Here is a 26,071-nt window from a genome sequence, read left to right as displayed (position 1 = left end):
ATCGGCCTCGTCAGGCAAAAAGCAGCGACGACAATCTCTGCCGGCCCGAGGTCGTCGCCGGGTCTGCCGGACCCCAAACCTCGAAGAACTGCACGAGTTGCTTCCGGGCTGCATCGTCATTCCAGCTCCGGTTCTTGGCAACGATCGACAGAAGCGCATCGAGCGCCCCTTCTCGGTCTCCGCTCGCCGTCAGAGCCAGGGCCAAGTCGAACTGGGCTTGCGGGTCGTCGGGCGATTGCGCCGCCTTTGCCCGCAGTGTGTCCACGTCGCCGGCATCGCTGGATTTTCTCGCAAGATCGAGCGCCGACTGGGCGGCGGCGATCGGCGCGCTGTCGGCTTGGTTCGGGGGTGCCAGCGCCAGCGTCTGTTCCGCGCGGTCAAGGTCGCCCGTCTTCACGTAGCATCTCGCAAGGCCGGCGAGCGCCTCCATGTTCTCGGGCTCGTCCTGCATGATCTGACCGAAGATTTGCGCCGCAGCGTTGACATCGCCTGCCTCGAGCGCGGCCGTGGCCGTCTCCACGTCGGCGGCGGTTCCAACTGTCTCGCCCACGAGCCGTGCGATGAAGGCGTTGATCTGGGATTCCGGCAGCGCTCCCATGAAGCCGTCAACCGGACGCCCCTCCTTGAAAGCGAATACGGCGGGGATGGACTGGACGCCCATCTGGCCGGGGACCTCCGGATGATCGTCGATGTTCATCTTGACCAGCGCGACGGCGCCTTTGGTGGCGCGCACTGCCTTTTCGAGAACGGGGGTCAGCTGTTTGCAGGGTTCGCACCAGGGCGCCCAGAAGTCGACCAGCACCGGCCGCTCGTTCGAGGCCTCGATGACATCGCGCATGAAGTCCTGGGTCGTGGTGTTCTTGACAGTCTCGGCGCCGGGCATGCCCTCGCCATCGGCGCCCAGGATTGGGGTATCCATGCTCATTCTAAATTCCGTTGGCCGCTGCGAACGCGCGGCGTCTTGCGGTTGTCTCGCTCGCCTCGAAAGATGGGCCGTCGCGCCGCGTTTGGCAACCTTGGCGCCGCGCACGGCGCCCATTCCGTGCCGCGCCTCGTCCGCACCATGTCACTGAAGCGGCAGTACCCGAGGCTTGTGTCCGCAGGCCCGCATGAAGCGCAGGAGATCGGGCATTGCGAGACGGGTTGTGGCGCGGTTGTCGAGGGGATGGCAGTTCACTTCCGCGAACTCCATCAGGGCTTGGTCAACGACCACGGCGGCAAGGTCCCTTGAGCCCTCGTGTATCAGGGCCAGCGCCGTTACCGACCCAGGCTCGACCCCGAGCACGGCTTTCATCTGCTCGGGTTTTCCGAAGCTGAAGCGGCCGAGCCCCAGCGTCTTGGCCAACGTCTTGAGATCCACTTTCGTGTCTTCCTTGGCCACGACCAGGACGAGCCGGTTGTCCTTGTCGCGCAAAAAGAGGTTCTTCGTATGGGCACCCGGAATGGTCCCGCGCAGGGCCTGAGACTGCTCGACCGTGAACATGGCGTCGTGTTCGACGGTCGTGGACGCAATTCCAAGCGTGTCCAGATACGCAAAGAGCTTCGCGCGTGCTAATTCCATTGCGTTTGCTGCCCGGTTCCTTTAATGGGAGCCCCTCACCGGGGCCGCGTAGGGCCCGGCCGCGGCGCGATGGCCTCGCTAGACAGGCCGGACGCGATGCAATACAAGGCCACGACACTGCCACGTCAGTGGTGCAAGTCAGTGGCAAATGACCACCAGGCGACTTGAAATTCAAGGACGGTCGGTGGTTTGGAGTGCGGGTGTAGCTCAGGGGTAGAGCACAACCTTGCCAAGGTTGGGGTCGTGGGTTCGAATCCCATCGCCCGCTCCATTTTCTCACAAGGCAGATTGCATTCGGCGCCCGACGGGCGCAGGCACGCGCTGGCGCGCGGCCAGCCTGTGCCGACGCGGTTAGACCCGACGCGGTGGCCTTCGACCTAGAACTGGAAGAAACCGCGGCGCGGCGCGCGGCGCGAGGAATAGCGCGAGCGAGACCGTTCCCGCGTATAGCTGGGACGCTGTGTGGTTCGGCGCTTGCGCACCTGCCGGCTGGGCGATGTGCTCGCACGCTGGACGGCGGCGCCCTTGCTCGTATCCCAGACCAGGAAGTCCGCCCCTTTGGGCAGCGCCGCCGAGTTGATGGCCGTGTCGGCCACGATCAGCGATGAGCCGGGTGTCAGGCGCTCGGAGATGCGCTGGCGCACATCGGCCGGAATGTTGATGCGGTCGAGGACCGATTCCGCCGTCTCCTCGTCGTTGAGGCTGATGGCGGTCCACTCGGCCTGCTTTGCGCCGGGCTCGAAATGCATGATCGTGAAGAGATGCGTGCCGAGCGGCTTGTCCGGATTCGAGAAGCTGACCGGCGTCGAGAACACGCCCGCAAATTTTTGCCGAACGAAAAGCTGCCCCTCCGCGGGTTCTTCCTTGCCGGCCACTTCGTAGATCTTCTTGATGACGTCGTCGGTGAACGCGCCTGAGACGGGCATCTCGTTGTCTTTTTGGAACGCCTTGAGAGCCCGGATCGTTGCCGACCCGCGCGTGCCGTCGAAGTTCTGGGGCGCCAGATAGCCCATGTCGGACAGCATGTACTGAACGTCGACCGTACGGTCGCGCGTCGTCCGGCGTGTCACGAGAATACGCAGGGGCTCCTGAGAGATCGGATCGGCGGCTTCGACCGCAGCGGAGCGGGCGCCGGCCTTCAAACGCGACATCATCGCGGACGGCCGCTCCAGCGGAAGCGGCGGATGATCATTGAGGCCAAGGACGGAAAGAGCCACCGTCACGGGCTGCTGTGCTGTGGCCTCCAACGTGTCGGCGGTCACGGTCGGCGACGAGTCTTTCGCGGGCATGCTCTGCGATGCCGTTTCGCTCACGAGTTCCGCGATCGGGTCGCTGTCTTCCGCCTGGGGCTGCACGTCCTTTGCACCGGCGGCCGGTTCGTCGGAAGCTGCCGTCTTGTCCACGGGTGCCAGGCGGTCCTGGCCCTTCGGCCCCTCGCGGTCCAGCAGACGATCCTGATGCTTCATGAAGTCGTCGGAGGTCTCGACGGCGGCAATTTTTTCACCGGACAGATCGTCATAAGCCGTTTCGTCACCAACGTTGGCCGGGCTCTTGGCGGCAACCGCATGGGCGCCGCTGCCCACGAACGGAGCAGCGCTCGGGTCGATCGCATGACGAGTCGTGTCGTCCAGGCTGTGCGGCGTCTTGGGGCTCTCTGTCTCTGTCTGCGGGATCGAGCCCGTGGTTTCCGGAGCCAACGCCAGCTTCGCGGAGGCCTTGCCGGCCGTGGGCTTCGGCGTGACGGCGGTGGCCTTGGCGAAGATAACCGGCAAACGGAACGGCCGCTCGGGCGCCGTCTCGTTGCTCGACTTGCGCATGGGCTTGGCGGCCGGTGCGGTCTGCGTCAGGAGCTCCGGCGGCATTGGCGGCGGGAGCGGCTGGAACAGCGCCGGATGCGAGATCGGCTTCGGCTCGACCGCGCTGTGCGCAACGACGACCTGCGCGCCGACTTGCGTCATGGAGAACAGCTTGGGCGCGAAGGAATAGGGCAGCCGGATGCAGCCGTGAGAGGCCGGGTAGCCGGGCACGACACCCGCGTGCAGGGCAGTGCCGGACCAGGTCAGGCGCTGCATCCAAGGCATGGGCGCGCCGTTGTAGAGGTTCGAGTAGTGACGGCGACGCTTCTCGAGGATGCTGTAGACGCCGGCCTTGGTCGAATGGCCGCGCTTGCCGGTCGACACGGCCGTGGTCGTGACCACCGACGTGCCGCGGAAGATCGTCGCTCTCTGGTTCGGCAGCGACACGACGATGGTCATCGGATCGTCGGCGTTGCCGGTTGCGGTTTCCTCGGCTGCGGCCGGCGCAGCCCAAAGGGCCGCCGCAAACAGCGCAGCGCTGGAAACGCTCGATAATCTCATAAGGGTCCGCATCTTGGCGCCTGCCCGTCTGTTCCAGGTCTTACGCCTACGCAACACCGCTACTGCACCCATTAAGAGCCCCCAAAACGACTACCGAATCAGCCTAAAAGAGGCCTTGCAGTTTGACTAGCAAAGCCTTCGGATTGGCTAACGCCCACCAAAGCGTGTCGAACGGAAGTTCCTCGCCCACCCTTGTGGAAAAAACGTTGACCTGACGCACAGTTAGTTTGTGTGTGCGCTGCAAAAAGGGAAGAGACACCTGCGCCCTTACGGGCCCCGCAACAACAGAAAGTTGCCCGCTGTCTCATTCGCGCAACACCAAAACCGGGCGCGACGCCTTGTGATCTGCGAATCGGCGCCGCGAAACTGCTTGTCAGCCTCCGGGGCTGCCACTACACGAGTCTGCAGAGGGATCGCTCGAAAGGACATCGTCATGCAGGCCTTGGCGCGGATTTGGAACGGGCCCGTCGGCCGGATCGGACTCCTGTCGCTGGTGGCGGCGATGCTGGCCGGTTGCGGCATCAACACCATCCCGACGCTGGATGAGCGTGCACAAGCCGCGTGGAGCGAAGTGCTCAACCAGTATCAGCGACGCGCCGATCTCATTCCGAACCTGGTCGAGACCGTGAAAGGCTTCGCCGAGCAGGAAAGCAAGGTCCTGACGGAGGTGATCGAAGCGCGGGCCAAGCCAACGCAGGTCCAGATCCCGAAAGACATCCTCACGAACAAGGAAGCCTTCGACAAGTTCCAGGAGGCCCAGAACAACTTGTCCGGCGCGCTGGGCCGCCTGCTCGTCACCGTCGAGCGTTACCCCGACCTCAAGTCGAACCAGAACTTCCTGGCGCTGCAGTCGCAGCTCGAAGGAACGGAGAACAGGATCGCCATCGCGCGGCGCGACTACATCGCGGCGGTTCGGGACTACAACACCGAACTGCGGACCTTCCCCGGACGGCTATGGCACATGTTCCTGTATTCGGATCTGAAGCCGATGCAGAACTTCTCCGTGTCCCAGGATGCGATGGAGACGCCGAAGGTCGAGTTCTAGCGGGCCGATCCGTCAACGCGAGGGCTTCATGGCTGGAATTTCGCACAGCCGGGCGATCCTTCACGGTCTCCTGGGCGCGCTGACACTAGTCTTTTGTCTGGCCGTTTTGCTTCCGAGCGCCCAGGCGGAGCCCGAGTTCCCCGCGCTCACGGGACGCGTCGTCGACGACGCCGATCTCCTGAGCCCTGCCGACGAGCAGGCGCTGACGGAGAAACTCAAGCAGCTCGAAGAAAAAAGTTCGGATCAGTTGGTCGTGGTCACGCTGCCCTCGTTGCAGGGCTACACGATCGAAGATTTCGGCTATCAGCTCGGCCGCCATTGGGGCATCGGCACGAAGGAGCTCGACAACGGCGTCCTCCTGATCGTCGCGCCGAACGAGCGCAAAGTGCGTATCGAAGTCGGCTACGGGCTCGAGCCCATCCTCACGGACGCCCTGTCCCGGGTGATCATCGACAATGCGATCCTACCCCGCTTCCGCAGCGGCGACTTTCCGGGCGGCATCAAGACCGGCGTCGAGGATATCGGCCTCGCGCTCACAGGCGACACCGCCGAGCTGGAACGGCGAGCTAATGTTCGCCGCGACGCGGATGAGGTGCCCATCGACTGGTTCACCATCCTGTTCTACATCGCGATCTTCGTGCTGATCATGTACCTGTCGAGCAAAGGCGTAATCGTCGCGCCGGGCGGCAGCCGTGGCGGACGTTCCGGTGGCGGGTATTCGGGCGGCGGTTGGAGCAGCGGCGGTGGCGGCTTCTCTGGCGGGGGAGGCGGCTTTGGCGGCGGCGGTTCCTCGGGCAGCTGGTAGCGCGGCAGGCTTTCTTCACCGGCGACATTGCCGGTTCCAAACCCGGCGATTATCGCCATAGTGTGCCGGGGTGCGATCGAGGCGCTCCGCGCGAAAGACCACAGGCGATGAAGCCCTTCACCCCAGCTGAACACGAGGCGGTTTCCGCGATCGCGCGTGCCGAACTCAAGACCAGCGGCGAGATCGTGATCGTCGTGGCGGAGTCCTCGTCGGGCTATTACTTCTTCGCGCTGTTGTGCGCTGCGCTTCTGGCGCTCGCCGTGCCGTTGCCCTTCATCCACCTGACGAAGTGGCCCATCGAGTATGTGTATCTGACCCAGCTCGCGGTCTTCGCCGCCGGGGTGCTGTTGGTCCAGTGGCCGCCGGTCCGGGTGGCGCTCGCGCCGGGGCGACTGAAGCGGCGCCGGGCGCACTTACGGGCGCTTCAGCAATTTCTGGCCCAGAACCTTCACACCACCAAGGGACGCACCGGCGTCCTCGTCTACGTCTCCGACGCGGAACGCTACGCGGAGGTGATCGCCGACAACGGGATCTACGAGAAGGTGCCGCAGAATGTCTGGGACGATCTGATCGCGGACCTCACGGCGAAGATTGGCCGGGGGGACCGCGTCCAAGGCCTGATCGCGGCGGCGGAGCGGTGTGGCGATATCCTGGCCGAACATTTTCCGCCCGGGCCGCTGGGCGAAGACGAACTGCCGAACCATCTGATCGTGCTCGATGCCGAGCGCTATGTCTGACGCCGCGCAGCCTGTCGGCAAACGCGGCGTGGTGGGATGGGCCCTGTTCGACTGGGCCACCCAGCCCTATTACACCCTCGTCGTCACCTTTCTGTTCGCGCCCTATTTCGTGAATGGCTTCATGAGCGATCCGGCTCATGCCCAATCGCTCTGGGCGTTCGCGACGAGCGCCGCACAGCTGCTGACCGCCGTGCTTGCGCCGGTTCTCGGCGCGATCGTCGATGCGGGGTTGCGCCGCAAGCCGTGGATCGGGGTGTTCTCGGCCATGTTGATCATTGGTCTCGGCGGTCTGTGGTTCGCCGTGCCGGGATCGACCGCGGCCGTGCCCTTGGTGCTCGTCTCTTTCGGAATTGCCACGCTCGGCGTGGAACTGGCCACGCAGTTCAACAACGCCATGATGCCGGGGCTTGTCTCGGCACGGCGCTTGGGTCGGCTCTCGGGCCTTGCCTGGGCGGTGGGCTATGCCGGCGGCCTGGTGAGCCTAGCCCTTGTCGCCGGCCTCCTGGTGACGAGCCCGCACACGGGCAAGACGCTGTTCGGCTTGGACCCTATCCTCGCTCTCGATACCGCCACGCGCGAAGGCGACCGGCTTGTCGGGCCCTTCTCGGCGCTCTGGTATCTCGTGTTCGTCCTGCCGATGTTCCTGTTCACGCCGGATCGGCGCAGCACGCCGGCGGCCGTCAATCCCGTGCGGGAAGGTCTCGGCCGGCTGCTCCAGTCCTTGCGGGAGCTGTTGCGGGCGCACCGGAACGTCGCGCTCTTCCTGCTTGCGCGCATGCTCTACGCGGACGGGTGTGCCGCCGTGTTTTCCTTCGGCGCCATCTACGCGGCCAGTGTGTTCGGCTGGGGCGTCACCGAGCTTGGCCTGTTCGGGATCATCCTGACGGTCGCGGCCTTCTTCGGCGCGGGCCTCGGCGGTCTCGTGGACGACAATGTCGGCTCGAAGCGCGTCATCGTCGCCGGCCTCCTGATCTTCATCGTGGGCTCGCTCGGTGTCCTGTCCGTCGATCCGGACGAGATCTTCTTCTTCGTGCCCGTGACGGAAAAGGTGGACGGCGGCGGGCTGTTTGCCTCCACCGGCGAACGGGTTCTGCTCTCCTTCGCGCTTCTCATCGGCATTGCCCTGGGGCCGATTCAGGCTTCGAGCCGCACCCTGCTGGCCCGCATCTGCCCGCCCGCCCAGACCACCGAGTTCTTCGGCTTCTTCTCCTTCTCGGGAAAAGTCACGGCCTTCGCCGCGCCGCTCGCCATCGGCATCGTGACAACGCTGACGGACAGCCAGCGCCTTGGAATCTCGATCAGTCTCGTGTTCCTGATCGTTGGGCTCCTGCTTCTTCTGCCGGTCCGTTCATCGCGCTGAGCGGGCCTGCGGTGCGCCGGATCGCGATAGGCCGGACCGATCCAAGCGTCACACCCAGCACACGTCAGTCCCTCATCGTCACCGGCGTTTGAGAGCCATCCACGCAAACCGTAGAAATACGTGGCTTTTCGCGCTACGCTTCGCTGAGTACCTAAGGATGGAAATTCGCGCGCAATCGATGGATCGGGGGGCGATCATGAAATACGTGGGTTTGGGTGGTGCTTTGCTGGCGGCGATATTGCTCGCTGCTTGCGAAAAACCGAAGGACGAGACGACCGAGAAGGACGTGGCGCCAGCCGCCACCGAGGAGGCGGCACCGGAAGCTGCTGCAGAGGACGAGGCGGCTCCGGCCGAGGAGGAGATGGCTCCGGCCGAGGAGGAGATGGCTCCCGCCGAGGAGGAGCCGGCCGCAACCGAGGAAGAGGCCGCACCTGCCGAGGAAGAGCCGGCTGCCGCCGAGGACACGACGAGCGGGGAAACCATGGTCGTGCCGCCAACCGTGTCGGAAGATGCGCCGAAGCTGCCGCACAAGGGCGAGCCGCCGTCGCCGAACCAGCCGCAGCCTGTCGTTCCGGACCAGTCCGAAGCCGCGCCTGACGAGGCTCCGCGAGGCGGACGAACCGGCTTCCGTCGTCGAAGAAGAGGTCATGGAGGGCGTGATCGTCGTGCCGCCCACCGTATCCGAGGATGCGCCGAACCTGCCGCACACGGGCGAACCGCCGTCACCGAACCAGCCGCAGCCGGTCTATCCGGAAGACGCTGCCGACGACATGTCGGAGAGCGCGGACGAGGCGCCTGCCGTCGTTGTCGAGGAAGCCGAAGAGGTGATGACGACACCGGAAGGCAACACCGTCGTTGTCGACGAAGAGGCCGCGACGATCGTCGTGCCGCCGACCGTGTCGGAAGATGCGCCCAAGCTACCGCACAAGGGCGAGCCGCCGTCGCCGAACCAGCCCCAGCCCGGTCTATCCGGACGGGCTCTAGGCGAACGGCCAACAAGAGCTGACGAAGAGGCCTCCCTTCGGGGAGGCCTTTTTGCGTTTTGGGCGCTAGTGCCGAAAGTGGCGCATGCCGGTGAAGATCATGGCGAGGCCCGCCTCATCGGCCGCGGCAATGACTTCCTCGTCGCGCATGGAGCCGCCGGGCTGGATCACCGCCGTCGCGCCGGCTTCCGCCACCACCTGAAGGCCATCCGCGAAGGGGAAGAAGGCGTCCGACGCGGCCACGGATCCGATCGTGAGCGGTTGCGGCAGCCCCAGCGCCTCGGCTGCGTCCTGGGCCTTGCGCGCGGCGATGCGCGCCGAATCCACGCGGCTCATCTGGCCCGCGCCGATCCCGACGGTCGCGCCGTCCTTGGCGTAGACGATCGTGTTCGACTTCACATGCTTGGCGACGGTGAAGGCGAAAACCAGATCGGCGAGCTCCTGCTCGGAAGGCTTACGCTTGGTCACGACCTTCAGCGCGTGCTGATCAACCAATTGGTTGTCCCGGGACTGAACCAGGAGGCCGCCGGCCAGCGAGCGCACGGTGATGCCGTCGGCGCGTGGATCGGGCAGACCGCCGGTCAGCAGGAGCCGCAAATTCTTCTTGGCGGCGATGAGTTCCTTGGCGGCGTCGGTCGCATCGGGCGCGATGATCACTTCGGTGAAGATCTTGACGATCTCTTCGGCCGCCTCGGCGTCGAGCGTGCCGTTGAGGGCTACGATGCCGCCGAATGCGCTGACGCTGTCGCAGGCGAACGCCTTCGCATAGGCATCCGCAAGGGTCGCCCCGAGCGCGACGCCGCACGGATTTGCATGTTTGATGATCGCGACGGCGGCGGAGCTGTTCGGATCGAACTCCGCCACGAGTTCGAAGGCGGCGTCCGTGTCGTTGAGATTGTTGTAGGAGAGTTCCTTGCCCTGCACCTGTTCGGCGGTGGCGATGCCAGGGCGCTGCTCGGCGGTCTTGTAGAACGCCGCCCATTGGTGCGGGTTGTCTCCGTAGCGCAGCTTGGCTTCGCGCGTGCCCGCGAAAACGCGCTTGTGCGGTGCTGTCACGCCCAACTCGCCGGCGAACCAGGTCGCGATTGCCCCATCATAGGCGCCGGTGTGCGCAAAGGCCTTGGCCGCGAGATGCCGCCGCGTGGCGCCCGTTGTGCAGCCTTCGTGAGTCGCGATCTCTTCCAACACTTGATCGTAGTCGTCCGGATCGACGACGACCGCGACGCCGTCATGGTTCTTGGCCGCCGCCCGGATCATCGCCGGACCGCCGATGTCGATGTTCTCGATGGCGGTGCCGAAGTCCGCGCCGCCCGCCACCGTCGCCTCGAACGGATAGAGATTGACCACCAGGAGATCGATCGGCGGAATGCCGTGCGTGTCCATGGCGCCCACGTGCTCGGCGTTGTCGCGCATGGCCAAGAGCCCGCCGTGGATCTTCGGATGCAGCGTTTTCACGCGTCCGTCCATCATCTCGGGGCTGCCCGTGACCTCGGCGACGTCGGCCACGTCCAGCCCGGCCTCGCGCAGGGCTCGCGCCGTGCCCCCCGTGGACACCAGCGCCACGTCGTATTTGGCGAGCGCCTGGGCGAACTCGACGAGTCCGGTCTTGTCGCTGACCGAAAGCACCGCTCTTCTGATCTTACGTGTCGGCATGGTCTAGCTGTCGTTCGAACGATTGTCGGGCGGGTCGTTGGGATCCACGAGCGCGTGCGGAGCAGCCTCGTCACCCGTCTTTTCGAGGTTCCAGACGATGCGCACTTCGCGCGCGTCGCCCATCATGCCGCTGAGCACGATCTGCGAGGTCACTTGCGGCCCGCGGGGATCGGCGAGAAGCACGCTTTCCTCGATGCTCATCTCCTCGGCGTTGGCGGTGAGCCGCCACGTCTCGCCGTTGCGCAAGACCAGCACCGCCGACATGCCGTCGCCCATGGTCTGGGCCTTGACGGAGGGGTGCAGGTGAAACCGCACGGCGTACGCCCCGGCTATGAGCACATCCGGGCTCTTCAGGCCGCGCGTCGAAAGCTTGTCTTCGCTCGAGATCAGATTGCCGTCCGGGGCGATCAGAATCTGCCGGGCATGGCTGACTCCGTAGCGCTCCACATAGCCGTCGTGAGAACCCTTGATGCGCAAATTCCCGCCCTCACCCTGGTCGGAAAAGGCGCCTTGCGGATTGAGCGGCCCGATCAAGGCGGCATCGGTCTCCGGTTCGGCGTCTTCGCTCGCCAGTTCGAACTCCGCCAGGGAGTCGTCCTCGAGGCTGAGCGTCGAATGGGCCGGCGTTGTCCGCGAATAGAGGCGCCATTCGTCGAACTCGGGTGTCGGCGCGCCGCAATTGATGATCATGGGCGCGTCTCCCGAGCTCATCTCGAAGGACAGGAAGCCCGCATGGGCTTGGCGCGTGAGAGACGTCGCGGGCGGCGGCCCGAGATCGCACAGAATGAGGGTCGACCCGGCCTCGACGCGGACATAGCCGGAATTCGCCGCGGAGCGCACCGGCGCCCCGTCGATATCGTCATAGGCGCGCACGGTGGCCAGCGCGTCGGTGGGTGTGGGACCCGCGCCGTTGAACCGGGCCATCGATCCGTCGCCCAGCCGGAAGAAGCGCAGCATCGGCATGATGCGGTCAACCGCGTCGGTGAGTTCCTTCGGAGGGGTGCGGTCGCGGGCCACGAAGCATTGTCGCAAAGGCAGGAGGTCCAGCAGCAGCTCGATGAGCGCCTCCGGATTGCGGGAGATATGGCCGCCATCGGGTAAGATTTGCCGGTCTAGCTCACGGCAGAACGGCTTGGTGTAGCGGTCGACCACCGGCTTCTGGTCGGCGATGCATAGCCCGCCGTAGAGGAGCGCCGTCAGCGACAGGAGCCGCGGCACACCGTCGGGCGCGTCGCGATAGCCCGCCGAGAGATAGCGCAGCTGAGCGGTAAGCTCCTTCAGAAACGATTCGTAGGCCTCCGGCTCGTCAGCGGCCAGCACCAGGACCGAGTTCGAGAGCCAGGAGATCACCCGCCGGGCGACGATCTCCGGCTGCCACGCAAGCGACGGCACCTGACGGCGCAGGCGGATGAAATCGTGAACCAGCGTCTTGGCTTGTTCGCGGGACAGTTCGGAATCCGCCGCTCGCAAATGCCGGAGCCAGCCGAAACCGTAGAGCTCCCGCGCCCAGCTCGCCGACGGCGGATTGATTTCGAAAGGCGATTGCGCGCCGATATCGGCCAGCTTTCCGGCCAGTCCGAAATGGCCGTTGTAGATCTCCGTCGCGAAGCTCGGATCGGCGGTCCGCAGTTCCTGGGGGGCGAGAAGCAGTTGCTCGGCCTGCGAACCGGGGTAGCTGACGGCCGCGAGCCCGGACAGCATCATGCGTCGCAACGCACTTGGCCCGCCAAGCTTCACCTCTTGAGCGCCGGACTCGCGCTCGAAGGCCTGATCGCCCACCATTAGGATCGTTCTCCATCCGAGCTGCAGCACGCAAAACAGGCGCCACGCTCTCCCCCGCCGCTTGTAGACCAAGCTCGGCGCATTGTCGTGCAGCAGCACCCCAAGGGCAAGTGGCTCAACACTTTCTTCCCTAGCCGGCGGCGACTACCCGGGCCGCGAAGAACCCGTCCATGCCGCTCCATTCGGGACTGTCGAGTTGGAGTTGGAAGGGGAACGTCCGCAGCACGCCGGAGGACTGCGCCCACTCCGTATTGCCAAGCGGTTCGTCGGCCCGCATTGGCTCGATACGGAGCGAATCGTTCCGGGCGAGGAGCGCTGCGACCTGGCTTCGCCCTCTTCCGGCTCGAGCGAGCAGGTCGAGTAGACGAGGGTGCCGCCCGGCTTCAACAGGCGCACCGCATTGTCGAGCAGCCGGGTCTGGAGCGCCGCCAGTTCCGCAATGTCTTTGTCGGACTTGAGATAGGGCACGTCGGGATGACGGCGGATCGTGCCGGTCGACGAGCAGGGCGCATCGAGCAAGACTGCGTCGAACGGGGCATCCGGCTGCCATTGGGTGGCGTCGGCGGTGACCGTCTCGGCAGTAAGGCCAAGGCGGGTGAGGTTCTCCTCGAGGCGCGCCAGTCGGTTCTTGGAGAGGTCGACGGCGGTCACGAGCGCGCCCTTGGCGACGAGTTGGGCGGTCTTGCCGCCGGGAGCCGCGCACAGGTCGGCGACGCGCTTCCCCGCAACGTCACCCAGCAACTGCGCCGGAATGGAAGCTGCGGCGTCCTGCACCCACCAGGCGCCTTCGTCGAAGCCAGGGAGCTCCTCGATGCGCCCGCGCGGGATCAGACGCACGCTGCCGGTGGGCAGCACGCGGCCGCCGAGCTTGTCGGCCCACAGATCTGGATCGCTTTTCACGGTGAGGTCGAGCGGCGGCTCGATCAGCTGCGTCTCGGCGATGGCGCTTGTCCGGTCCTCGCCCCAGGCGCGGACCCAGCGCTCCCACAGCCAGTCCGGCGTGTTCACCCTCGCCGGGTCGAGAGTGTCCGCGATGCCGGCGCCTTTCTCGGACACGCGGCGCAGCACGGCGTTGACCAGCTTGTCGTAGCGCTTGGCGCGCGGGTCCCATTTTGCCAGGCGCACGGCGAGATCGATGGCCGCATGGGGCGGCACGTTCATGAAGAGGATCTGCGCCGCGCCGGAGAGCAGGATCGGATAGAGCGTGCCTGCCTTGGCGGGCAGGCCTTTTTCCAGAAACGTCTCCAGCACGCGATCTATCTGGCCCTTGCGGCGCAACGACGTGCCGACGATCGCCCGGGCGAGCGCCCGGTCCCGCGTGGGCAGATCGAACAGGGCGCCATTGCGAACCCGTCCGAGCACATCGTCCAGGGCCTGGTGTTTTTGCAGCACGGCGTCGAGCAGGTCCGCGGCCGCACGGCGGGCAGGCAGCCCAACCTGGTGGTCGCGCGTAGGCGAAAGGGTCTTGTTCCGAGGGGTGGTCTTCATCGCGTTGTCTCCAAGGTGCTTCGGTTTCTAAGAGTCTAGGGGAGATCGGCGGCCCGCGGGCGGGCTCTTGGTCTTGCGGCGCTCGGCGCCGAAGTCAAATCTGCTCCATGCCGAGCCCGTTCCTATCCCCATGGACGCGCGCGCGCGCGGGCTTTGGGGCACGCTTCCTGACCAGGGCCCGGAGTCGGCGGCGGCGGTCCCGCCTCCGGACCCCAGGGTTTGCGACATGGCTTTCAGCCTCGCCACACGCTCCTCCATGGGCGGGTGCGTCGCGAACATCCTGTCGAGACGGAGACCGTGCAGCGGATTGACGATGAACAGGTGTGCGGAGGCGGGGTTCTCTTCCGCCTCTTCGTTCGGGATCCGAGCCGCACCCCCGGCGATCTTCTGCAGCGCGGACGCGAGCCACAGCGGATGGCCGCAGATTTCGGCGCCGCCCTTGTCGGCTTCGTATTCGCGCGTCCGGCTGATCGCCATTTGCACAAGACCCGCCGCCATGGGTCCGAGGATCATCAGGGCAAGCGTTCCAATGAAGCCCATGTGGTTGTTGTCGCGATTGCCGCCGAAGAACATGGCGAAGTTCGCGAGCATGGAGATCGCACCCGCGATGGTCGCCGTGATCGTCATCAGCAGCGTGTCGTGATGGCGAATATGGGCGAGCTCGTGGGCAATGACCCCGGCCAGCTCCTCGCGGGTCACGGTTTGCATCAGGCCGGTCGTCACCGCCACCGCCGCGTTCTCCGGATTGCGGCCCGTGGCGAACGCGTTCGGCTGGGGATTGTCCATCACGTAGACTTTAGGCATGGGCAGGTTCGCATTACGGGCGAGCCCGGCCACCATGTCGTACAGGTCGCGAGCATCGCGGCCGCTATTCGGGTCCACCAAATGCGCGCCATACATGCGCAGCACGGCTTTGTCCGAGTTCCAATAGGCGAACAGGTTCATGCCGCCCGCCATGACGAGCGCGATGATCATGCCGGTCTGCCCGCCGAGCAGGTATCCGATTCCCATGAAGAGGGCGGTGAGCGCTGCGAGCAGAATCGCGGTGCGCATGTAACTCATGGACGGTGTGGCCTCCGTAGACTGTCCGAAAAACCGCGGAAATCAGCGGCTTCTTATATGTTGGGAGCGGATTGGCCCGGCGCAAGGGCTTGAGCGGGCGTTGAAAATCGAGGTCGGCTGCGCCTGCGCGGCGTCGCCGACTTAAGATCGCGCTTACCTTAACGCTTCATCAATCCGGTTTGCGCATTCTGTCGAAAATTCAGTTCAAGGAGTAACCCGACATGCCAGCCGCACTGCACGTTTCGGATGCTGCGCCCAAGAAATCCACGCGCCGCGCGAGAAGCACCGCGTCCAAGGATCTAAACCTGACGACGGAACAAAAGCGTTTGATTCTCAACAGCTTTTTCCGCCTCGAGCCGGCTCTGGACCTTGTCGCTCAGCTCTTCTTCCTGAAGCTGTTCCGCCTCGATCCCGGCCTTCGCAAGAAATTCGACGGTCCCGTCGAGATGCAGGCCCGGAAATTCTCGGCCGGCGCCAAGCTCGCAATGATTTCGCTCGGCCACGAAGACGGCCTTGCACCCACGCTCAAATTGCTCGGTACCCGCCATCGGCAGATGGGCATTCGCGCGCGTCACTATCGCACCATGTCCCGCGCATTGGTGTGGACGCTGGAGCGGTCCCTCGACAAGTCCTTCGACCGCGATACGCGCGATGCCTGGAACACCATGCTGGCCCAGTTCGCGAAGGTGATGTCCGGCTAGAGCCGGCGCCTTCTGAAATTCGAAGATGCGTTGCGATTGGGGCCTCCCGGCGGGGCCCCAATGTCGTGTGCGGGGCCCTAGCTTTCCGGCTCGAGCTTCACCTTGATATTGCCGTTCTTGGACACGGTGACGGTGACGTTCTCTTCCGGCTCCAGAACCTGGGCCTTGCCGTCCACCGAAAGCTGATCGGCGGTGACCATGATCTCGTGGCCCTCCACGATGATCTTCACGCCGTCCGCAATCGATTCCTGGCTGAGCGTTTCGTAATGGCCGTCGACCGTGACGGTCCGGCTGCCAACCGTCAGCGCCGTGACCTCCCTGCCGCTGTCCCCCGATCCCACATTGCCGATCAGGAGCACGATCACGATCACGAGCCCCAGGGCCAAGGCAACAGCCACCAGCACCCGCATGATCCAGACCATTCGCTATCCTCGTGAAACCGCCCCGCGCCGCACGAGGCTCCTACGAAGTTCATAGCGCGGTTCGGCCGGGCATGGGAGCCCGGCCGATAGATAGCTGCGATTGAGACCTTCGGGCCTTTAGCTGACGCGCCGGTTCTGCCGGTTCTCGATCAGATGAGAAACGACGGTCGGATCCGCCAGCGTGGAGGTGTCGCCCAGATTGCCGTACTCGTCCTCGGCAATCTTCCGCAAGATGCGCCGCATGATCTTTCCGGAGCGCGTCTTGGGCAGTCCCGGTGCAAACTGGATGTGGTCCGGGGCGGCGATGGGGCCGATCTCATTGCGGACCCAGTCGCGCAGCTCCTTCTTGAGCGTATCGATCTCGTGCTCGCCGGCCATCAGGGTCACGTAGCAATAGATGCCCTGCCCCTTGATGTCGTGAGGGAAGCCCACGGCCGCCGCCTCGGAGACTTTCGGATGAGCCACGAGGGCCGATTCTACCTCGGCCGTTCCCATGCGGTGGCCCGAGACGTTGATCACGTCGTCCACGCGCCCGGTGATCCAGTAATAGTCGTCCTCGTCGCGCCGGCAGCCGTCGCCGGTGAAGTACATCCCCTTGTAGGCGGAGAAATACGTGTCGACGAAGCGCTTATGGTCGCCGTAGACCGTGCGCATCATGCTGGGCCACGAGTCGAGGATGACGAGATTGCCCTGTCCCGGCCCCTCGATCATGCTGCCTTCCGAATCGACCAGGGCGGGCTGCACACCAAAGAACGGACGCGTCGCCGAGCCGGGCTTCAGCTTCGTTGCGCCCGGCAGCGGTGTGATCAGCACGCCGCCGGTTTCGGTCTGCCACCACGTGTCCACGATGGGACAGCGCATTTCTCCGATCACGTGATAGTACCACTCCCAGGCTTCCGGGTTGATCGGTTCGCCCACCGAGCCCAGCAAGCGCAGCGACTTGCGGCTCGTCGACTTCACATAGTCGTCGCCCGCGCCCATCAGCGCCCGAATTGCCGTCGGTGCGGTGTAGAAGATGCTGACGTTGTGTTTGTCCACGACCTGCCAGAACCGCGAGGCGTCCGGGTAGTTGGGCACGCCCTCAAACATCAAGGTGGTCGCGCCGTTCGCTAGCGGTCCGTAGACGATATAGCTGTGGCCGGTGACCCATCCCACATCCGCCGTGCACCAATAGACATCGCCGTCGTGATAGTCGAAGACGTATTGGTGGGTCATCGACGTATAGACGAGATAGCCGCCCGAGCAGTGGACGACGCCCTTTGGCGCGCCGGTCGAACCGGACGTATACAGAATAAATAGCGGGTCCTCGGCGTTCATCTCTTCCGGCGGACAATCCGGGCTCGCTTCGGCCATCGCCTCGTCCAGCCAAATATCCCGCCCCTCCGTCCACGGAATATCGCCGCCCGTGTGGCGCACCACCAGGATCTTCTCGACATGACCGCTCTTATCCGCGGCGGCGTCGGCATTGGCCTTGAGCGGAACGCTGCGCCCGCCGCGACGTCCTTCGTCGGAGGTGATGATCACGGCCGACTTGCAGTCCTCGACGCGGCCTGCGAGAGAATCCGGCGAGAAGCCGCCGAACACGATGGAGTGGATGGCGCCGATGCGCGCACAGGCCAGCATGGCGTAGGCCGCGGCGGGAATCATCGGAAGATAGATCGTGACGCGATCGCCGCGCTTGACGCCCTGCGCCTTCAGCACGTTGGCGAGACGGCAAACATTGTCGTGCAGCTCGCGGTAGGTGATGTGCTGGGCAGGGGTCTCCGGATCGTCCGGCTCCCAAATAATGGCCGTCTGGTCTGCACGTTTCGCAAGGTGCCGGTCGGTGCAGTTCGCCGAGACGTTAAGTGTTCCGTCCTCGAACCATTTGATGGAAGCGTCCGGGTACGCGAACGTCGAATTCTTGACGCGCGTGTAGGGCTTGATCCAATCGAGGCGCTGTCCTTCGCGTCCCCAAAAGGTGTCCGGGTCCTCGACGCTCTCTTTGTAGAGCGCGAGGTATTTATCGTTGTCGATGTAGGCGTGTTCTTTCCACGCGTCGGACACTTCGACGGGGTCGAGTTTGTAGACCTTATGCTCGGACATCGGTCCGTTTCCTCCCTGGTACGCGAGTAGCCTTCAACGGCGTTTTGTGTGGGACATTATGCCGCCATGCGGGGCGGTGGAGAAGGGGCTGTTGGTCATCCTTTCGTCTGACCGACTTTCGTCTAAATCCCCGAGGGTTAGCCTAGACCCCGAAGGCGCCGATGATCGCGCCCATGACCAAGAGCACGGCGAGCCAATGGCCGCCGTCTATGGCGGTGAGTTTGGTGCTGGCGCCGCTGAAGGCGTGGTTGACGCCCATGGTCGTGATGACGAAGCCGATCCAAATGAAGAAGCCGCTGATGAGCCCGCCCCGGATCGTAACGTTGCCGAGGTGTCCCATCAGTCCGGACAGCATGATCGCCATCACCAAGTTGGCGACAAGCGCGATCACGAAGGGCACGGCTTTGGCGCCGCCTTCGGCTTTCAGTTCGTCCTTGGTCTTGCCGAGCGCATCGAGCCAAGCCTTACCGAAAACCGTGTACCAGATCGCGCCGACACCGAATCCCGCCAGCGCGGCGACCACGACGGCCAAATAGTTCGCCCCTGCGAATGCCATGTTTACCTCCCCGCAGCCATCGCGGCTGTCTTGTTCGGGAAGACCTTAACGCAGAAAAAGCGGCGAGAGCACTAGGCCGTCGGCGGATTCTCTAGCCCCGCCAGTGTGCACACGGCTTTCCACTCGGCTGCAGTCACCGGTTGCACGGACAAGCGCGAGTTGTTGACGAGGACCATGTCGGCGAGTGTCGGCGTGGCCTTGATCTCGTCCAGCGTCACGGGCCTCGGGAGATCCTCGACGGCGGCGACGTCTACGCATTCCCATTTCCCCGTGGTGTCCGTCGAGTCCGGGTGCGCCTCGACAACGACCTTGACAATCCCCACGCACGCCTTCTCGCCGATCGAGTGGTAGAAGAAGGCGAGATCGCCTTTCTTCATCGCGCGCATGTTGTTGCGGGCCTGGTAGTTGCGCACGCCGTCCCACTCGGCGCCCTTCGCGCCTTCTTTCTTTTGATCCTCCCACGACCACGTGCCGGGTTCGGACTTCATCAGCCAATACGCCATCGAACCTCCGCGCCTATTCTTCCGGCTTTCCGAGAGACCACTTCCAAGGGCGGATGTCGACCGAGGCGAACAGGCCGGCCTTGGCGAAAGGATCCTTGTCGGCGATCGCTTGGGCGTCAGCGAGCGAGGGCGCTTCGATCACGACGAGGCTTCCGGTCATGGTCTCGCCGTCCTCGGCCGTGAAGGGACCGGCAAATTTCAGGGCGTCCCCCAATCCCTGGAGGTAAGCCAGGTGTTCGGGGCGGTGCGCCTTGCGGATGGGCAATCCGTCCGGCTTGTCGGTGCAGATGAACGCGAAATACATTCAGGCCTCCCTCAAGTATGTATCCGGCGCCGTTGTCGCGGCGCGCTGTTCCGTCATTCGGTCTCGGAGCGTAAGGGGCGCGAGAGCAGGGCGTCGATTGCAGCATCGACACCCATCTCGCCGCTTACAATGGCATGGACCGCCTCGGCGATGGGCAGCTCTATGCCCCGCGCCCGGGCGATCTCCACCATGGCTTGCGCCGTCGCCACCCCCTCGGTCACGGACAAGCGCTCCGACAGGACTTCCGCCGTCGTGGCGCCCCGGCCCAAGGCGATGCCGAGGGACATGTTGCGCGACTGCTCGCTGCCGCAGGTGAGTACGAGGTCGCCCAGGCCCGACAAGCCGATCAGCGTTTCGAGCGCGGCGCCCATCGCCACGCCGAAGCGCGCCATCTCCGCGAAGCTGCGGGTGATGAGCCCGGCTTGGGCGCTGCTGCCGAGTTCCTTACCGACGACGATGCCGGCGGCGATGGCGTAGACATTCTTGACGGCGCCGCCGATCTCCGCACCGACCACGTCGCCGCTCCAATAACAGCGGAAGGCCGGCGCGTGGAGCGCATGGGAGAGGTCGCGCCCGAGATCTTCCGCGCCTGTCGCAAGGGTCACGGCGACGGGCAATTCGCGGGCGGCCTCCGCGGCAAAACTCGGGCCGGACAGAACGGCGATCGTCGCGCCCTGCATCACGTCGGCGGCCACTTGCGACATCAGCAGGCCGGTCGACTGCTCGATGCCCTTGCAACACAGGACGAGCGGTTGCCCGGTCCGCGTATAGGGCTGCAAGGCGCCGAGGATATCGCGCAGGTGCTGCGCAGGGCTCACGATCAGAAGCGCATCGCAGGTCGCCACCTCGCTCAGTTGCGACGTCGCTTCGATGGCCGGGTCGAGATCGACGCCCGGCAGATAGGTGGGATTGGCGTGGGTTTGATTGATCGCGGCGACGGTTTCGGGCTCGTGGGCCCACAAGAGCACGTCGCGGCCCGCACGCCGTGCCACGGTCGCGAGGGCCGTTCCCCACGCGCCGCCGCCCACAATGCCGATCGTCTGAAGCTGCCTGCCAGTCACGGCGACCGGTTTTAGCGCAGATTCGCTCTCCGCGTGGACGAAAAAGCGCCGAATGCGGCGTTAGGCCTTCACGCCAGCGCCGAGCGCCGGCGCCGCGTCCGGGTCGAGTGGCCAGCGAGCGCGCGCTGGCGTGCCCATATCGTCCGTGAGGCCGCGCGCCAGCCGCTGAGCGCCGGCCCAGGCGATCATGGCGGCGTTGTCCGTGCACAGATGCGGGGGCGGTACCACCAGCCGGTAGCCGCGCGCCGCCGCCACCTCACCGAGCGCGGCCCGGAGCGCCCCGTTGGCCGCGACACCGCCCGCGGCGACGAGCGTCAGCGCCGTGTCTGGGGGGACGAGGTCCTCGAACAGGTCCATGCCCCGGGTGACGCGGTCCCGGACCACATCGCCGACAGCTTCCTGGAAACTGGCGCAAAGATCGGCGACATCCTGCTCGCTGAGAGGTTCTCGGGCCATGGCCTCCTGGCGCAGCGCCGTCTTGAGGCCGGCGAGCGAAAAATGCGGCTCCGGCCGCCCCATCATGGGGCGCGGCAGCGGAATGGTGGGAGCCCCGCGCGCGGCCCAGCGCTCGACGTCCGGCCCGCCCGGATAGCCGAGCCCAAGCAGCTTGGCGGCCTTGTCGAAGGCTTCGCCGAGGGCGTCATCGAGCGTGGTGCCGAGCCGGGTGTACGAGCCTACATCGTTCACGACGACCAGCTGCGTGTGCCCGCCCGAGACGAGCAGGAGCAGATACGGCGGATGGACATTGTCCGTCAGGCCGGGGCTGAGCGCATGGGCTTCCAGATGGTTGACCGCGACGAACGGCTTTCCGCAGCCGAGCGCGATGGCCTTCGCGGTGGTCAGGCCGACAATGACGCCACCGATCAAGCCGGGACCGGCGGCGGCGGCCACGCCGTCGAGGTCGCCAAAGTCGAGCGCGGCCTCCGCCATGGCCTGTTTGATCGCGGGCTCCAGCAAGTCCACATGGGCGCGCGCGGCGATCTCCGGCACGACGCCGCCATAGGCGGCATGAAGGTCGAGCTGGGCGCGGACGACGTTGGCGACAATCTCGCCGCAGCCATCGGTGCGAAGACGCACGACCGCGGCGGCGGTCTCGTCGCAGCTGGTTTCGATACCAAGGAGCGTGAGCGGTGTCCGGTTCATTTCTCCGGAAATAGCACACCGATCGGCATAAGCAGTACCGTCACGACCGGGATCAGGATCGATCCGAGCAGGAAGCCGAAGATGGCATGCACCGTGGCGGTGACAATCCAGGTGAGCGCACCGCCCGCGTCATCGCCGATCAGCGACGTCACGATCCAGCCCGTGGCGTCGTGCGGCCATGAGACGTGCAGTGTGTGAAGGCTGTGCTCGACGATGCTGCCGCCGACCCAGAGCATGGCGATCGTGCCGACAACCGAGATGACATTGAGGACTGTGGGCATTGCCACGACGAGACCGCGCCCAAAGGAACGAAGAAACTTCAGCGACGCCTCCTGGCTCATATGCAAGCCGATATCGTCGACCTTCACGAGCAGCGCGACGGCACCATAGACCATGATGGTGAACACGACCGCGACGACCGCCAAGACCGCGGCGCGGGTCCAGAGGTTGTCGACCTCGATGGTCGACAAGGCGATGGTCATGATTTCGGCCGACAGGATGAAGTCGGTCTTGATCGCGCCCTTGACCCGCTGCTCCTCGAGATGAGCGGCGCTGACGGGCTTTTCCGTGTCGCGCTCGGTCTCGTGATGGCCGAGCATCCAATGCCAGATCTTCTCGGCGCCTTCGAAACAGAGGTAGCAGCCGCCGAGGAGCAGCAGCGGTGCGATGACCCACGGCGCGAACGCTTGAAGCAAGAGCAGCGCCGGCAACAGGATCACGAGCTTGCTCACGATCGACCCGGCGGCGATCTTGCCGACCATGGGCAGTTCGCGGGCTGCGGCGATACCCGTGACGTATTTCGGCGTCACGGCGGCATCGTCCACCACCACGCCCGCCGACTTGCCCGTGGCTTTCGCCGCATGCGCGGCGATGTCGTCGACCTGCGCCGCGGCCATCTTGGCGATGGCGGCGACGTCGTCGAGCAATGCGAGAAGGCCGCTCATGGCTTCAGTTCCGCCTCAACGTTGTTCTGCCCAGAGCCGGGCGGCATTGTTATACGCAACAGGCAGGCGGTGCGACAGTCGTGGCCGTGAGGCATTCGAGGCTTAGCCGTTGCGCCGGGAACATTGAAGGGGCTGGCGAAACGGTCCAATAATGGGGTACTCCCCTCCGTGAGTCGCCCGCGCAGCCCATTGTTAATGCGAGGATTTTTCGCAGCTTGCCCGCATCACTTCCCATCGGTACACGAGGCAGCCCCCTAGCCCTCTGGCAGGCCGAGCACGTGCGCGACAGGCTCGCGGCCCATCACGGCCTGGAGCTCGGCGCGGCGTCGCTGAGCGTCATCACCACCAGCGGCGACCGAATCCAAGACAAGCCGCTGGCCGATTTCGGCGGCAAGGGGCTGTTCACGAAGGAAATCGACGAAGCCCTTCTTCGTGGCGATATCGCGCTCGCCGTGCATTCCATGAAGGACCTGCCGACGCAGCTTCCCGAAGGTTTGTGTCTTGCTGCCGTCCTGCCGCGCGCGCGTGCGCGACGCTTTCTCAGTCCATCCGCGGACTCCTTGGCGGCGCTCCCTGCCGGCGCCGTGGTCGGTACCTCTTCCTTGCGCCGGGGCGCCCAGGTCAAGCGGGCGCGCCCGGACGTGCGCGTCGTCGACTTTCGCGGCAATGTTCAGACGCGCCTGCGAAAACTCGCCGAGGGCGTCGCGGATGCTACGCTCTTGGCCAAAGCGGGCCTCGACCGGCTCGGCCTCACCGATGCGGCCACGTCGGTGCTTTCAGTGGGCGACATGCTGCCGGCTGTCGCACAAGGTGCGATTGGCGTCGTTGCACGCTGTGATGATGCTGAGCGCGCGCGCCTGTTGCAGCCGCTGAACGATGCGGCGACGCAGACCGCCGTCACCTGCGAACGGGCGTTTCTTGCCGAGCTGGACGGCTCGTGCCGGACCCCTATCGCGGGGCTCGCGGTGGTAGAGGGCGACACAATCCGGTTTCGCGGGTTGATTCTCTCTCCGGACGGCGCAGAGTGGCACGAGGTTGAAACGACCGGACCCGGCGCCGAGGCAGAAGCAATCGGCCGCCAGGCCGGCGAGGACTTGCGCGGCCGTGCCGGCTCCGCGTTCCTCGACAAGCTGACGTGATGTGACCGAATGCGCTTGCTCGTAACGAGGCCAGAACCGGATGCGACAAGGGAAGCGGAGACGCTGACCGCGTTGGGGCATGAGCCTGTCCGGGCCCCGCTGCTCGAGATCGAGTTTCTCCAGGACGTCCCGCTGAATTTGAACGGCGCGCAAGCGATCGTCATTACGAGCCGGAATGCGCTGCGCGCCCTCGGAACCCATCCCGAACGCGACAAGGCGGTCGAGCTGCCGCTATTCGCTGTCGGCGAAGCGACGGCCTGGGCGGCCCGGCAGTTGGGCTTCACCGAGGTGACCATCGGCCCCGGAACGGGCGCGGGGCTGCCGCCGATCATCTGCACGGAAGTTCATCCCGACCACGGTCCGCTGCTCCATATCGGTGCGGAGAAGGTGGCTTACGACCTGAAGGGCACGCTCGAGGAAGACGGCTTCGAGTTGCGCCGGGTCGTCCTGTACCGCTCGCACCCCGTCGAGGAGCTGAGCGAGCAGATCGTCGAGGAACTCAAGCGGGGCGATGTGGACGGCGTGCTCTTGTTGTCGCCGCGGACCGCGCGCGCATTCGCCAGACTCATCCAGCGCTACGGCCTCGTCACACAAGTTAAGGGACTCGTTTGCTATTGCTTGTCCAAGGCGATAGCAGAGGCCGTCGTGCCCTTGGGCGTCGAAGCACGCGTTCCCCCATATGCGCGTGAGGAGGATCTCATCGCGCTGGTGGAGTCCGCTGCGTGAGTGTTCTTTCGATGCGTATCACGGGCCGGTTCGATTTTCGGCCGCATGAGTTCGGCCACATTGGCGACAGCGCAGAGGTCATGATGCGATGAGCGGTACCTTCGACGAGAGGGGCACAGGATCCGATTCCGCGGACAAGCGTCCGCGTCCGACCATCGAGGGCACGGCGACGGAAGTGTCCGTCGAACCGAGTGCCGGGGAGCCGCAGGCCGAAGAGACGACGGCGGGAGCGCTCGAGGCCGGTTCCGCCAGCGCGGACGAAGCGCCGGCACCCGAGGCGGACGACGAGGAGTCCGGCGACCACAGCGCCGATGGCGATGAGCCGGGCGACGCGGATGGAGAGTCCGACGCGCAAGCCGACGAGGCACAGCCGGCGCCTGCGGCCGTATCCAGCGACCGCTCGTTCGGCAGCAGATTTCTCACCTGGATCGGCGCGCTCTTCACCCATGCCTTGGCGGGGCTCGCCGGCGGGCTCGCGGTCTTGGCGGCTTTGGTCTGGGGCTACTTGCCGGTAGGCGCGCCTCAACAAGACCCAGGCATCGAGACCATCGAGACGAGGATCGCCGCTCTTGAGTCTGCGCCGAAGACCCCAGACAACGCCGACGCTCTCGCGGCATTGCAGTCCCGGCTGGCGACGCTTGAGTCCACGTCCGGAGAGGCGGCAACGCCGGCCGTCGACCCGGCCGAGGTCAAGACACTCGCGGCACAGGTGGCCGAGATGCAGCAGAGCCTCAAATCGATGGCCGAGGCGGCGAAGGACGGCGGTTCCGTCGCTGACGCCGCGGCGATCAGCCGGCAGGTCGCGGAGGCCGAACAGCGTCTCGACAGTCAAATACAGAGCAAGGTCCAGACAGAGGTTCAGTCGGCCTTGGCCGGCGCCACGGCGTCCGGCGCGGACGGCAAAACCGTAGAGGATCTGAAGTCGGAAGTTTCCGCTCTCGACGCCAAGCTCAAGGCATTGACGACGGCCACGATGTCCGCGGATGACGGGCCAAAGTTGAAGCCCGAGATCTCCGCCTTGCAACGGCGCTTGAACGAGATAGAGACGACGCTTCCGTCTTTGGAGCGCGCGGTCGATGAGGAGAACGCCCAAACCAGGAAAGCCAATCTCACCATTGCCTATTCGGGCCTGCGCGATGCGGTCAATTCCGGACGCCCGTTCGCGCCGGAACTCGCCGCCATGACCGCGCTGTCGGCCGACACGAACGACCTCGAAGACCTTGCCGAGTACGAGCACACCGGCATTCCGACCGTACCGATGCTGGCCGCCTCGTTTGCCGCGCTGCGTGAGCAAGCGCTGGCCGCGCAGCCTGAAGCCGAGCAGGATCTTTTCGGCCGGCTCCTCGGCGGCGCCCAGTCGCTCGTCAAGGTGCGCCGGATCGGGGAACAGACGGACGGCACGGGGCCGGATGCGATCCTGGCCCGCGCAGACGCGAAGCTCCAAGCCGGGAATCTCCAGGAAACCCTGATGGAAGTTGAAAAGCTCAAGGGGCCGGAGGCCAAGACCTTCGGACCGTGGATCGACGATGCGCTCGCGCGCCTCGATGCGGACACGGCCTTGCAGCGCATGCAGGAGGCGCTACTTGTATCCTTGGCAGAAGGTGACGGCGCCCCTCAGATTGTGGTCCCCCCGGCGGCAGACGAGACAGAATAG

22 protein-coding genes, 1 tRNA gene and 1 pseudogene are annotated in these 26,071 nt (G+C 65.3%); 9 read left to right on the top strand and 15 right to left on the bottom strand.

Features of this window, described 5'->3' with window-relative positions; genetic code table 11:
• Positions 1 to 10 precede the first annotated feature (10 nt).
• Complete coding sequence (gene trxA / locus AUC70_RS05945) at positions 11 to 919, bottom strand: thioredoxin (RefSeq protein ID WP_069444163.1); 909 nt, start codon at positions 917 to 919, stop codon at positions 11 to 13.
• Between the two features lie 147 nt (positions 920 to 1,066).
• The gene (locus AUC70_RS05940; protein ID WP_069443990.1) at positions 1,067 to 1,561 is read right to left on the bottom strand and encodes a prolyl-tRNA synthetase associated domain-containing protein; all 495 of its coding nucleotides are present in this window, start codon (positions 1,559 to 1,561) and stop codon (positions 1,067 to 1,069) included.
• A gap of 196 nt (positions 1,562 to 1,757) precedes the next feature.
• On the opposite strand from AUC70_RS05940, the gene AUC70_RS05935 reads away from it, so the two are divergent.
• Positions 1,758 to 1,832, top strand: a tRNA-Gly gene (locus AUC70_RS05935).
• A 106-nt stretch (positions 1,833 to 1,938) separates the two neighbouring features.
• Here AUC70_RS05935 and AUC70_RS05930 read toward each other — a convergent pair.
• Positions 1,939 to 3,918: a L,D-transpeptidase family protein gene (locus tag AUC70_RS05930; RefSeq protein WP_069443989.1), complete on the bottom strand. Its 1,980-nt coding sequence runs from the start codon at positions 3,916 to 3,918 to the stop codon at positions 1,939 to 1,941.
• Positions 3,919 to 4,351: 433 nt separating this feature from the next.
• On the opposite strand from AUC70_RS05930, the gene AUC70_RS05925 reads away from it, so the two are divergent.
• From AUC70_RS05925 to AUC70_RS05910, 4 genes are all read left to right on the top strand, one after another.
• A complete protein-coding gene (locus AUC70_RS05925) occupies positions 4,352 to 4,963 on the top strand; it encodes a LemA family protein (protein ID WP_069443988.1) in 612 nt (203 codons plus the stop codon).
• Positions 4,964 to 4,991: 28 nt separating this feature from the next.
• Positions 4,992 to 5,768: a TPM domain-containing protein gene (locus AUC70_RS05920; protein WP_069443987.1), complete on the top strand. Its 777-nt coding sequence runs from the start codon at positions 4,992 to 4,994 to the stop codon at positions 5,766 to 5,768.
• 107 nt (positions 5,769 to 5,875) lie between these two features.
• The gene (locus AUC70_RS05915; RefSeq protein WP_069443986.1) at positions 5,876 to 6,505 is read left to right on the top strand and encodes a TPM domain-containing protein; all 630 of its coding nucleotides are present in this window, start codon (positions 5,876 to 5,878) and stop codon (positions 6,503 to 6,505) included.
• Positions 6,498 to 7,865 (top strand): MFS transporter, encoded by a 1,368-nt coding sequence (locus AUC70_RS05910; protein ID WP_083241304.1) that lies wholly within the window; start codon positions 6,498 to 6,500, stop codon positions 7,863 to 7,865. Before AUC70_RS05915 ends, AUC70_RS05910 begins: the two co-directional genes overlap by 8 nt.
• A 1,049-nt stretch (positions 7,866 to 8,914) precedes the next feature.
• On the opposite strand, the gene purH is transcribed toward AUC70_RS05910, so the two are convergent.
• The 4 genes and pseudogenes from purH to htpX form a co-directional block, all read right to left on the bottom strand.
• Positions 8,915 to 10,501, bottom strand: coding sequence for a bifunctional phosphoribosylaminoimidazolecarboxamide formyltransferase/IMP cyclohydrolase (gene purH / locus AUC70_RS05900; RefSeq protein WP_069443983.1), 1,587 nt, complete (start codon positions 10,499 to 10,501; stop codon positions 8,915 to 8,917).
• A gap of 3 nt (positions 10,502 to 10,504) precedes the next feature.
• Entirely contained in the window at positions 10,505 to 12,283 is a 1,779-nt protein-coding gene (locus tag AUC70_RS05895; RefSeq protein WP_141701979.1) for a heparinase II/III family protein, read from the bottom strand.
• A gap of 130 nt (positions 12,284 to 12,413) precedes the next feature.
• Positions 12,414 to 13,771: pseudogene (gene rsmB / locus AUC70_RS05890) on the bottom strand (16S rRNA (cytosine(967)-C(5))-methyltransferase RsmB).
• Between the two features lie 27 nt (positions 13,772 to 13,798).
• Positions 13,799 to 14,833, bottom strand: coding sequence for a zinc metalloprotease HtpX (gene htpX / locus AUC70_RS05885; protein WP_083241302.1), 1,035 nt, complete (start codon positions 14,831 to 14,833; stop codon positions 13,799 to 13,801).
• A gap of 221 nt (positions 14,834 to 15,054) precedes the next feature.
• Between htpX and AUC70_RS05880 the strand changes: the two genes are divergently transcribed.
• Positions 15,055 to 15,534, top strand: coding sequence for a globin domain-containing protein (locus tag AUC70_RS05880; RefSeq protein ID WP_069443982.1), 480 nt, complete (start codon positions 15,055 to 15,057; stop codon positions 15,532 to 15,534).
• A 77-nt stretch (positions 15,535 to 15,611) separates the two neighbouring features.
• Here AUC70_RS05880 and AUC70_RS05875 read toward each other — a convergent pair whose 3' ends face one another.
• The 8 genes from AUC70_RS05875 to AUC70_RS05840 all read right to left on the bottom strand — a co-directional run bounded on the left by AUC70_RS05875 (position 15,612) and on the right by AUC70_RS05840 (position 22,552).
• On the bottom strand, positions 15,612 to 15,956 hold the full coding sequence (locus tag AUC70_RS05875; RefSeq protein WP_069443981.1) for a hypothetical protein: 345 nt from the start codon (positions 15,954 to 15,956) through the stop codon (positions 15,612 to 15,614).
• Positions 15,957 to 16,073: 117 nt separating this feature from the next.
• The gene (gene acs / locus AUC70_RS05870) at positions 16,074 to 18,041 is read right to left on the bottom strand and encodes an acetate--CoA ligase (protein WP_069443980.1); all 1,968 of its coding nucleotides are present in this window, start codon (positions 18,039 to 18,041) and stop codon (positions 16,074 to 16,076) included.
• Between the two features lie 142 nt (positions 18,042 to 18,183).
• Positions 18,184 to 18,597 carry a DUF1761 domain-containing protein gene (locus AUC70_RS05865; RefSeq protein WP_069443979.1) on the bottom strand — a complete coding sequence of 138 codons (414 nt, stop codon included), beginning with the start codon at positions 18,595 to 18,597 and terminating at the stop codon, positions 18,184 to 18,186.
• A 71-nt stretch (positions 18,598 to 18,668) separates the two neighbouring features.
• Positions 18,669 to 19,100 (bottom strand): EVE domain-containing protein, encoded by a 432-nt coding sequence (locus AUC70_RS05860; protein WP_069443978.1) that lies wholly within the window; start codon positions 19,098 to 19,100, stop codon positions 18,669 to 18,671.
• 13 nt (positions 19,101 to 19,113) lie between these two features.
• Entirely contained in the window at positions 19,114 to 19,404 is a 291-nt protein-coding gene (locus tag AUC70_RS05855) for a YciI family protein (protein ID WP_069443977.1), read from the bottom strand.
• Between the two features lie 53 nt (positions 19,405 to 19,457).
• On the bottom strand, positions 19,458 to 20,465 hold the full coding sequence (locus tag AUC70_RS05850) for an NAD(P)H-dependent glycerol-3-phosphate dehydrogenase (protein WP_069443976.1): 1,008 nt from the start codon (positions 20,463 to 20,465) through the stop codon (positions 19,458 to 19,460).
• Between the two features lie 60 nt (positions 20,466 to 20,525).
• Complete coding sequence (tsaD, locus tag AUC70_RS05845) at positions 20,526 to 21,608, bottom strand: tRNA (adenosine(37)-N6)-threonylcarbamoyltransferase complex transferase subunit TsaD (protein ID WP_069443975.1); 1,083 nt, start codon at positions 21,606 to 21,608, stop codon at positions 20,526 to 20,528.
• The gene (locus AUC70_RS05840) at positions 21,605 to 22,552 is read right to left on the bottom strand and encodes a DUF808 domain-containing protein (RefSeq protein WP_069443974.1); all 948 of its coding nucleotides are present in this window, start codon (positions 22,550 to 22,552) and stop codon (positions 21,605 to 21,607) included. Before AUC70_RS05840 ends, tsaD begins: the two co-directional genes overlap by 4 nt.
• A gap of 215 nt (positions 22,553 to 22,767) precedes the next feature.
• On the opposite strand from AUC70_RS05840, the gene hemC reads away from it, so the two are divergent.
• From hemC to AUC70_RS05825, 3 genes are all read left to right on the top strand, one after another.
• Positions 22,768 to 23,691 (top strand): hydroxymethylbilane synthase, encoded by a 924-nt coding sequence (gene hemC / locus AUC70_RS05835; protein ID WP_083241301.1) that lies wholly within the window; start codon positions 22,768 to 22,770, stop codon positions 23,689 to 23,691.
• 9 nt (positions 23,692 to 23,700) lie between these two features.
• Positions 23,701 to 24,417: a uroporphyrinogen-III synthase gene (locus tag AUC70_RS05830; RefSeq protein ID WP_069443972.1), complete on the top strand. Its 717-nt coding sequence runs from the start codon at positions 23,701 to 23,703 to the stop codon at positions 24,415 to 24,417.
• Positions 24,418 to 24,505: 88 nt separating this feature from the next.
• On the top strand, positions 24,506 to 26,071 hold the full coding sequence (locus AUC70_RS05825) for a mitofilin family membrane protein (protein ID WP_069443971.1): 1,566 nt from the start codon (positions 24,506 to 24,508) through the stop codon (positions 26,069 to 26,071).

This window comes from Methyloceanibacter stevinii, from assembly GCF_001723355.1.
Taxonomy (GTDB): Bacteria; Pseudomonadota; Alphaproteobacteria; order Rhizobiales; family Methyloligellaceae; genus Methyloceanibacter; species Methyloceanibacter stevinii.
The sequence above is the reverse complement of the archived record's forward strand: the minus strand, read 5'-3'. Positions and strand labels throughout refer to the sequence as shown.

What these genes read in the sequence shown, in the direction of transcription:
- AUC70_RS05940 (WP_069443990.1), bottom strand. Translation starts at nt 1,561, where the DNA reads ATGGAATTAGCACGCGCGAAGCTCTTTGCGTATCTGGACACGCTTGGA.
- AUC70_RS05925 (WP_069443988.1), top strand. Translation starts at nt 4,352, where the DNA reads ATGCAGGCCTTGGCGCGGATTTGGAACGGGCCCGTCGGCCGGATCGGA.
- AUC70_RS05915 (WP_069443986.1), top strand. Translation starts at nt 5,876, where the DNA reads ATGAAGCCCTTCACCCCAGCTGAACACGAGGCGGTTTCCGCGATCGCG.
- AUC70_RS05860 (WP_069443978.1), bottom strand. Translation starts at nt 19,100, where the DNA reads ATGGCGTATTGGCTGATGAAGTCCGAACCCGGCACGTGGTCGTGGGAG.
- AUC70_RS05855 (WP_069443977.1), bottom strand. Translation starts at nt 19,404, where the DNA reads ATGTATTTCGCGTTCATCTGCACCGACAAGCCGGACGGATTGCCCATC.
- AUC70_RS05875 (WP_069443981.1), bottom strand. Translation starts at nt 15,956, where the DNA reads ATGGTCTGGATCATGCGGGTGCTGGTGGCTGTTGCCTTGGCCCTGGGG.
- AUC70_RS05895 (WP_141701979.1), bottom strand. Translation starts at nt 12,283, where the DNA reads ATGGTGGGCGATCAGGCCTTCGAGCGCGAGTCCGGCGCTCAAGAGGTG.
- AUC70_RS05825 (WP_069443971.1), top strand. Translation starts at nt 24,506, where the DNA reads ATGAGCGGTACCTTCGACGAGAGGGGCACAGGATCCGATTCCGCGGAC.
- AUC70_RS05865 (WP_069443979.1), bottom strand. Translation starts at nt 18,597, where the DNA reads ATGGCATTCGCAGGGGCGAACTATTTGGCCGTCGTGGTCGCCGCGCTG.
- htpX (WP_083241302.1), bottom strand. Translation starts at nt 14,833, where the DNA reads ATGAGTTACATGCGCACCGCGATTCTGCTCGCAGCGCTCACCGCCCTC.
- trxA (WP_069444163.1), bottom strand. Translation starts at nt 919, where the DNA reads ATGGATACCCCAATCCTGGGCGCCGATGGCGAGGGCATGCCCGGCGCC.
- AUC70_RS05930 (WP_069443989.1), bottom strand. Translation starts at nt 3,918, where the DNA reads ATGAGATTATCGAGCGTTTCCAGCGCTGCGCTGTTTGCGGCGGCCCTT.
- tsaD (WP_069443975.1), bottom strand. Translation starts at nt 21,608, where the DNA reads ATGAACCGGACACCGCTCACGCTCCTTGGTATCGAAACCAGCTGCGAC.
- AUC70_RS05880 (WP_069443982.1), top strand. Translation starts at nt 15,055, where the DNA reads ATGCCAGCCGCACTGCACGTTTCGGATGCTGCGCCCAAGAAATCCACG.
- AUC70_RS05910 (WP_083241304.1), top strand. Translation starts at nt 6,498, where the DNA reads ATGTCTGACGCCGCGCAGCCTGTCGGCAAACGCGGCGTGGTGGGATGG.
- AUC70_RS05830 (WP_069443972.1), top strand. Translation starts at nt 23,701, where the DNA reads ATGCGCTTGCTCGTAACGAGGCCAGAACCGGATGCGACAAGGGAAGCG.
- AUC70_RS05920 (WP_069443987.1), top strand. Translation starts at nt 4,992, where the DNA reads ATGGCTGGAATTTCGCACAGCCGGGCGATCCTTCACGGTCTCCTGGGC.
- purH (WP_069443983.1), bottom strand. Translation starts at nt 10,501, where the DNA reads ATGCCGACACGTAAGATCAGAAGAGCGGTGCTTTCGGTCAGCGACAAG.
- acs (WP_069443980.1), bottom strand. Translation starts at nt 18,041, where the DNA reads ATGTCCGAGCATAAGGTCTACAAACTCGACCCCGTCGAAGTGTCCGAC.
- AUC70_RS05840 (WP_069443974.1), bottom strand. Translation starts at nt 22,552, where the DNA reads ATGAGCGGCCTTCTCGCATTGCTCGACGACGTCGCCGCCATCGCCAAG.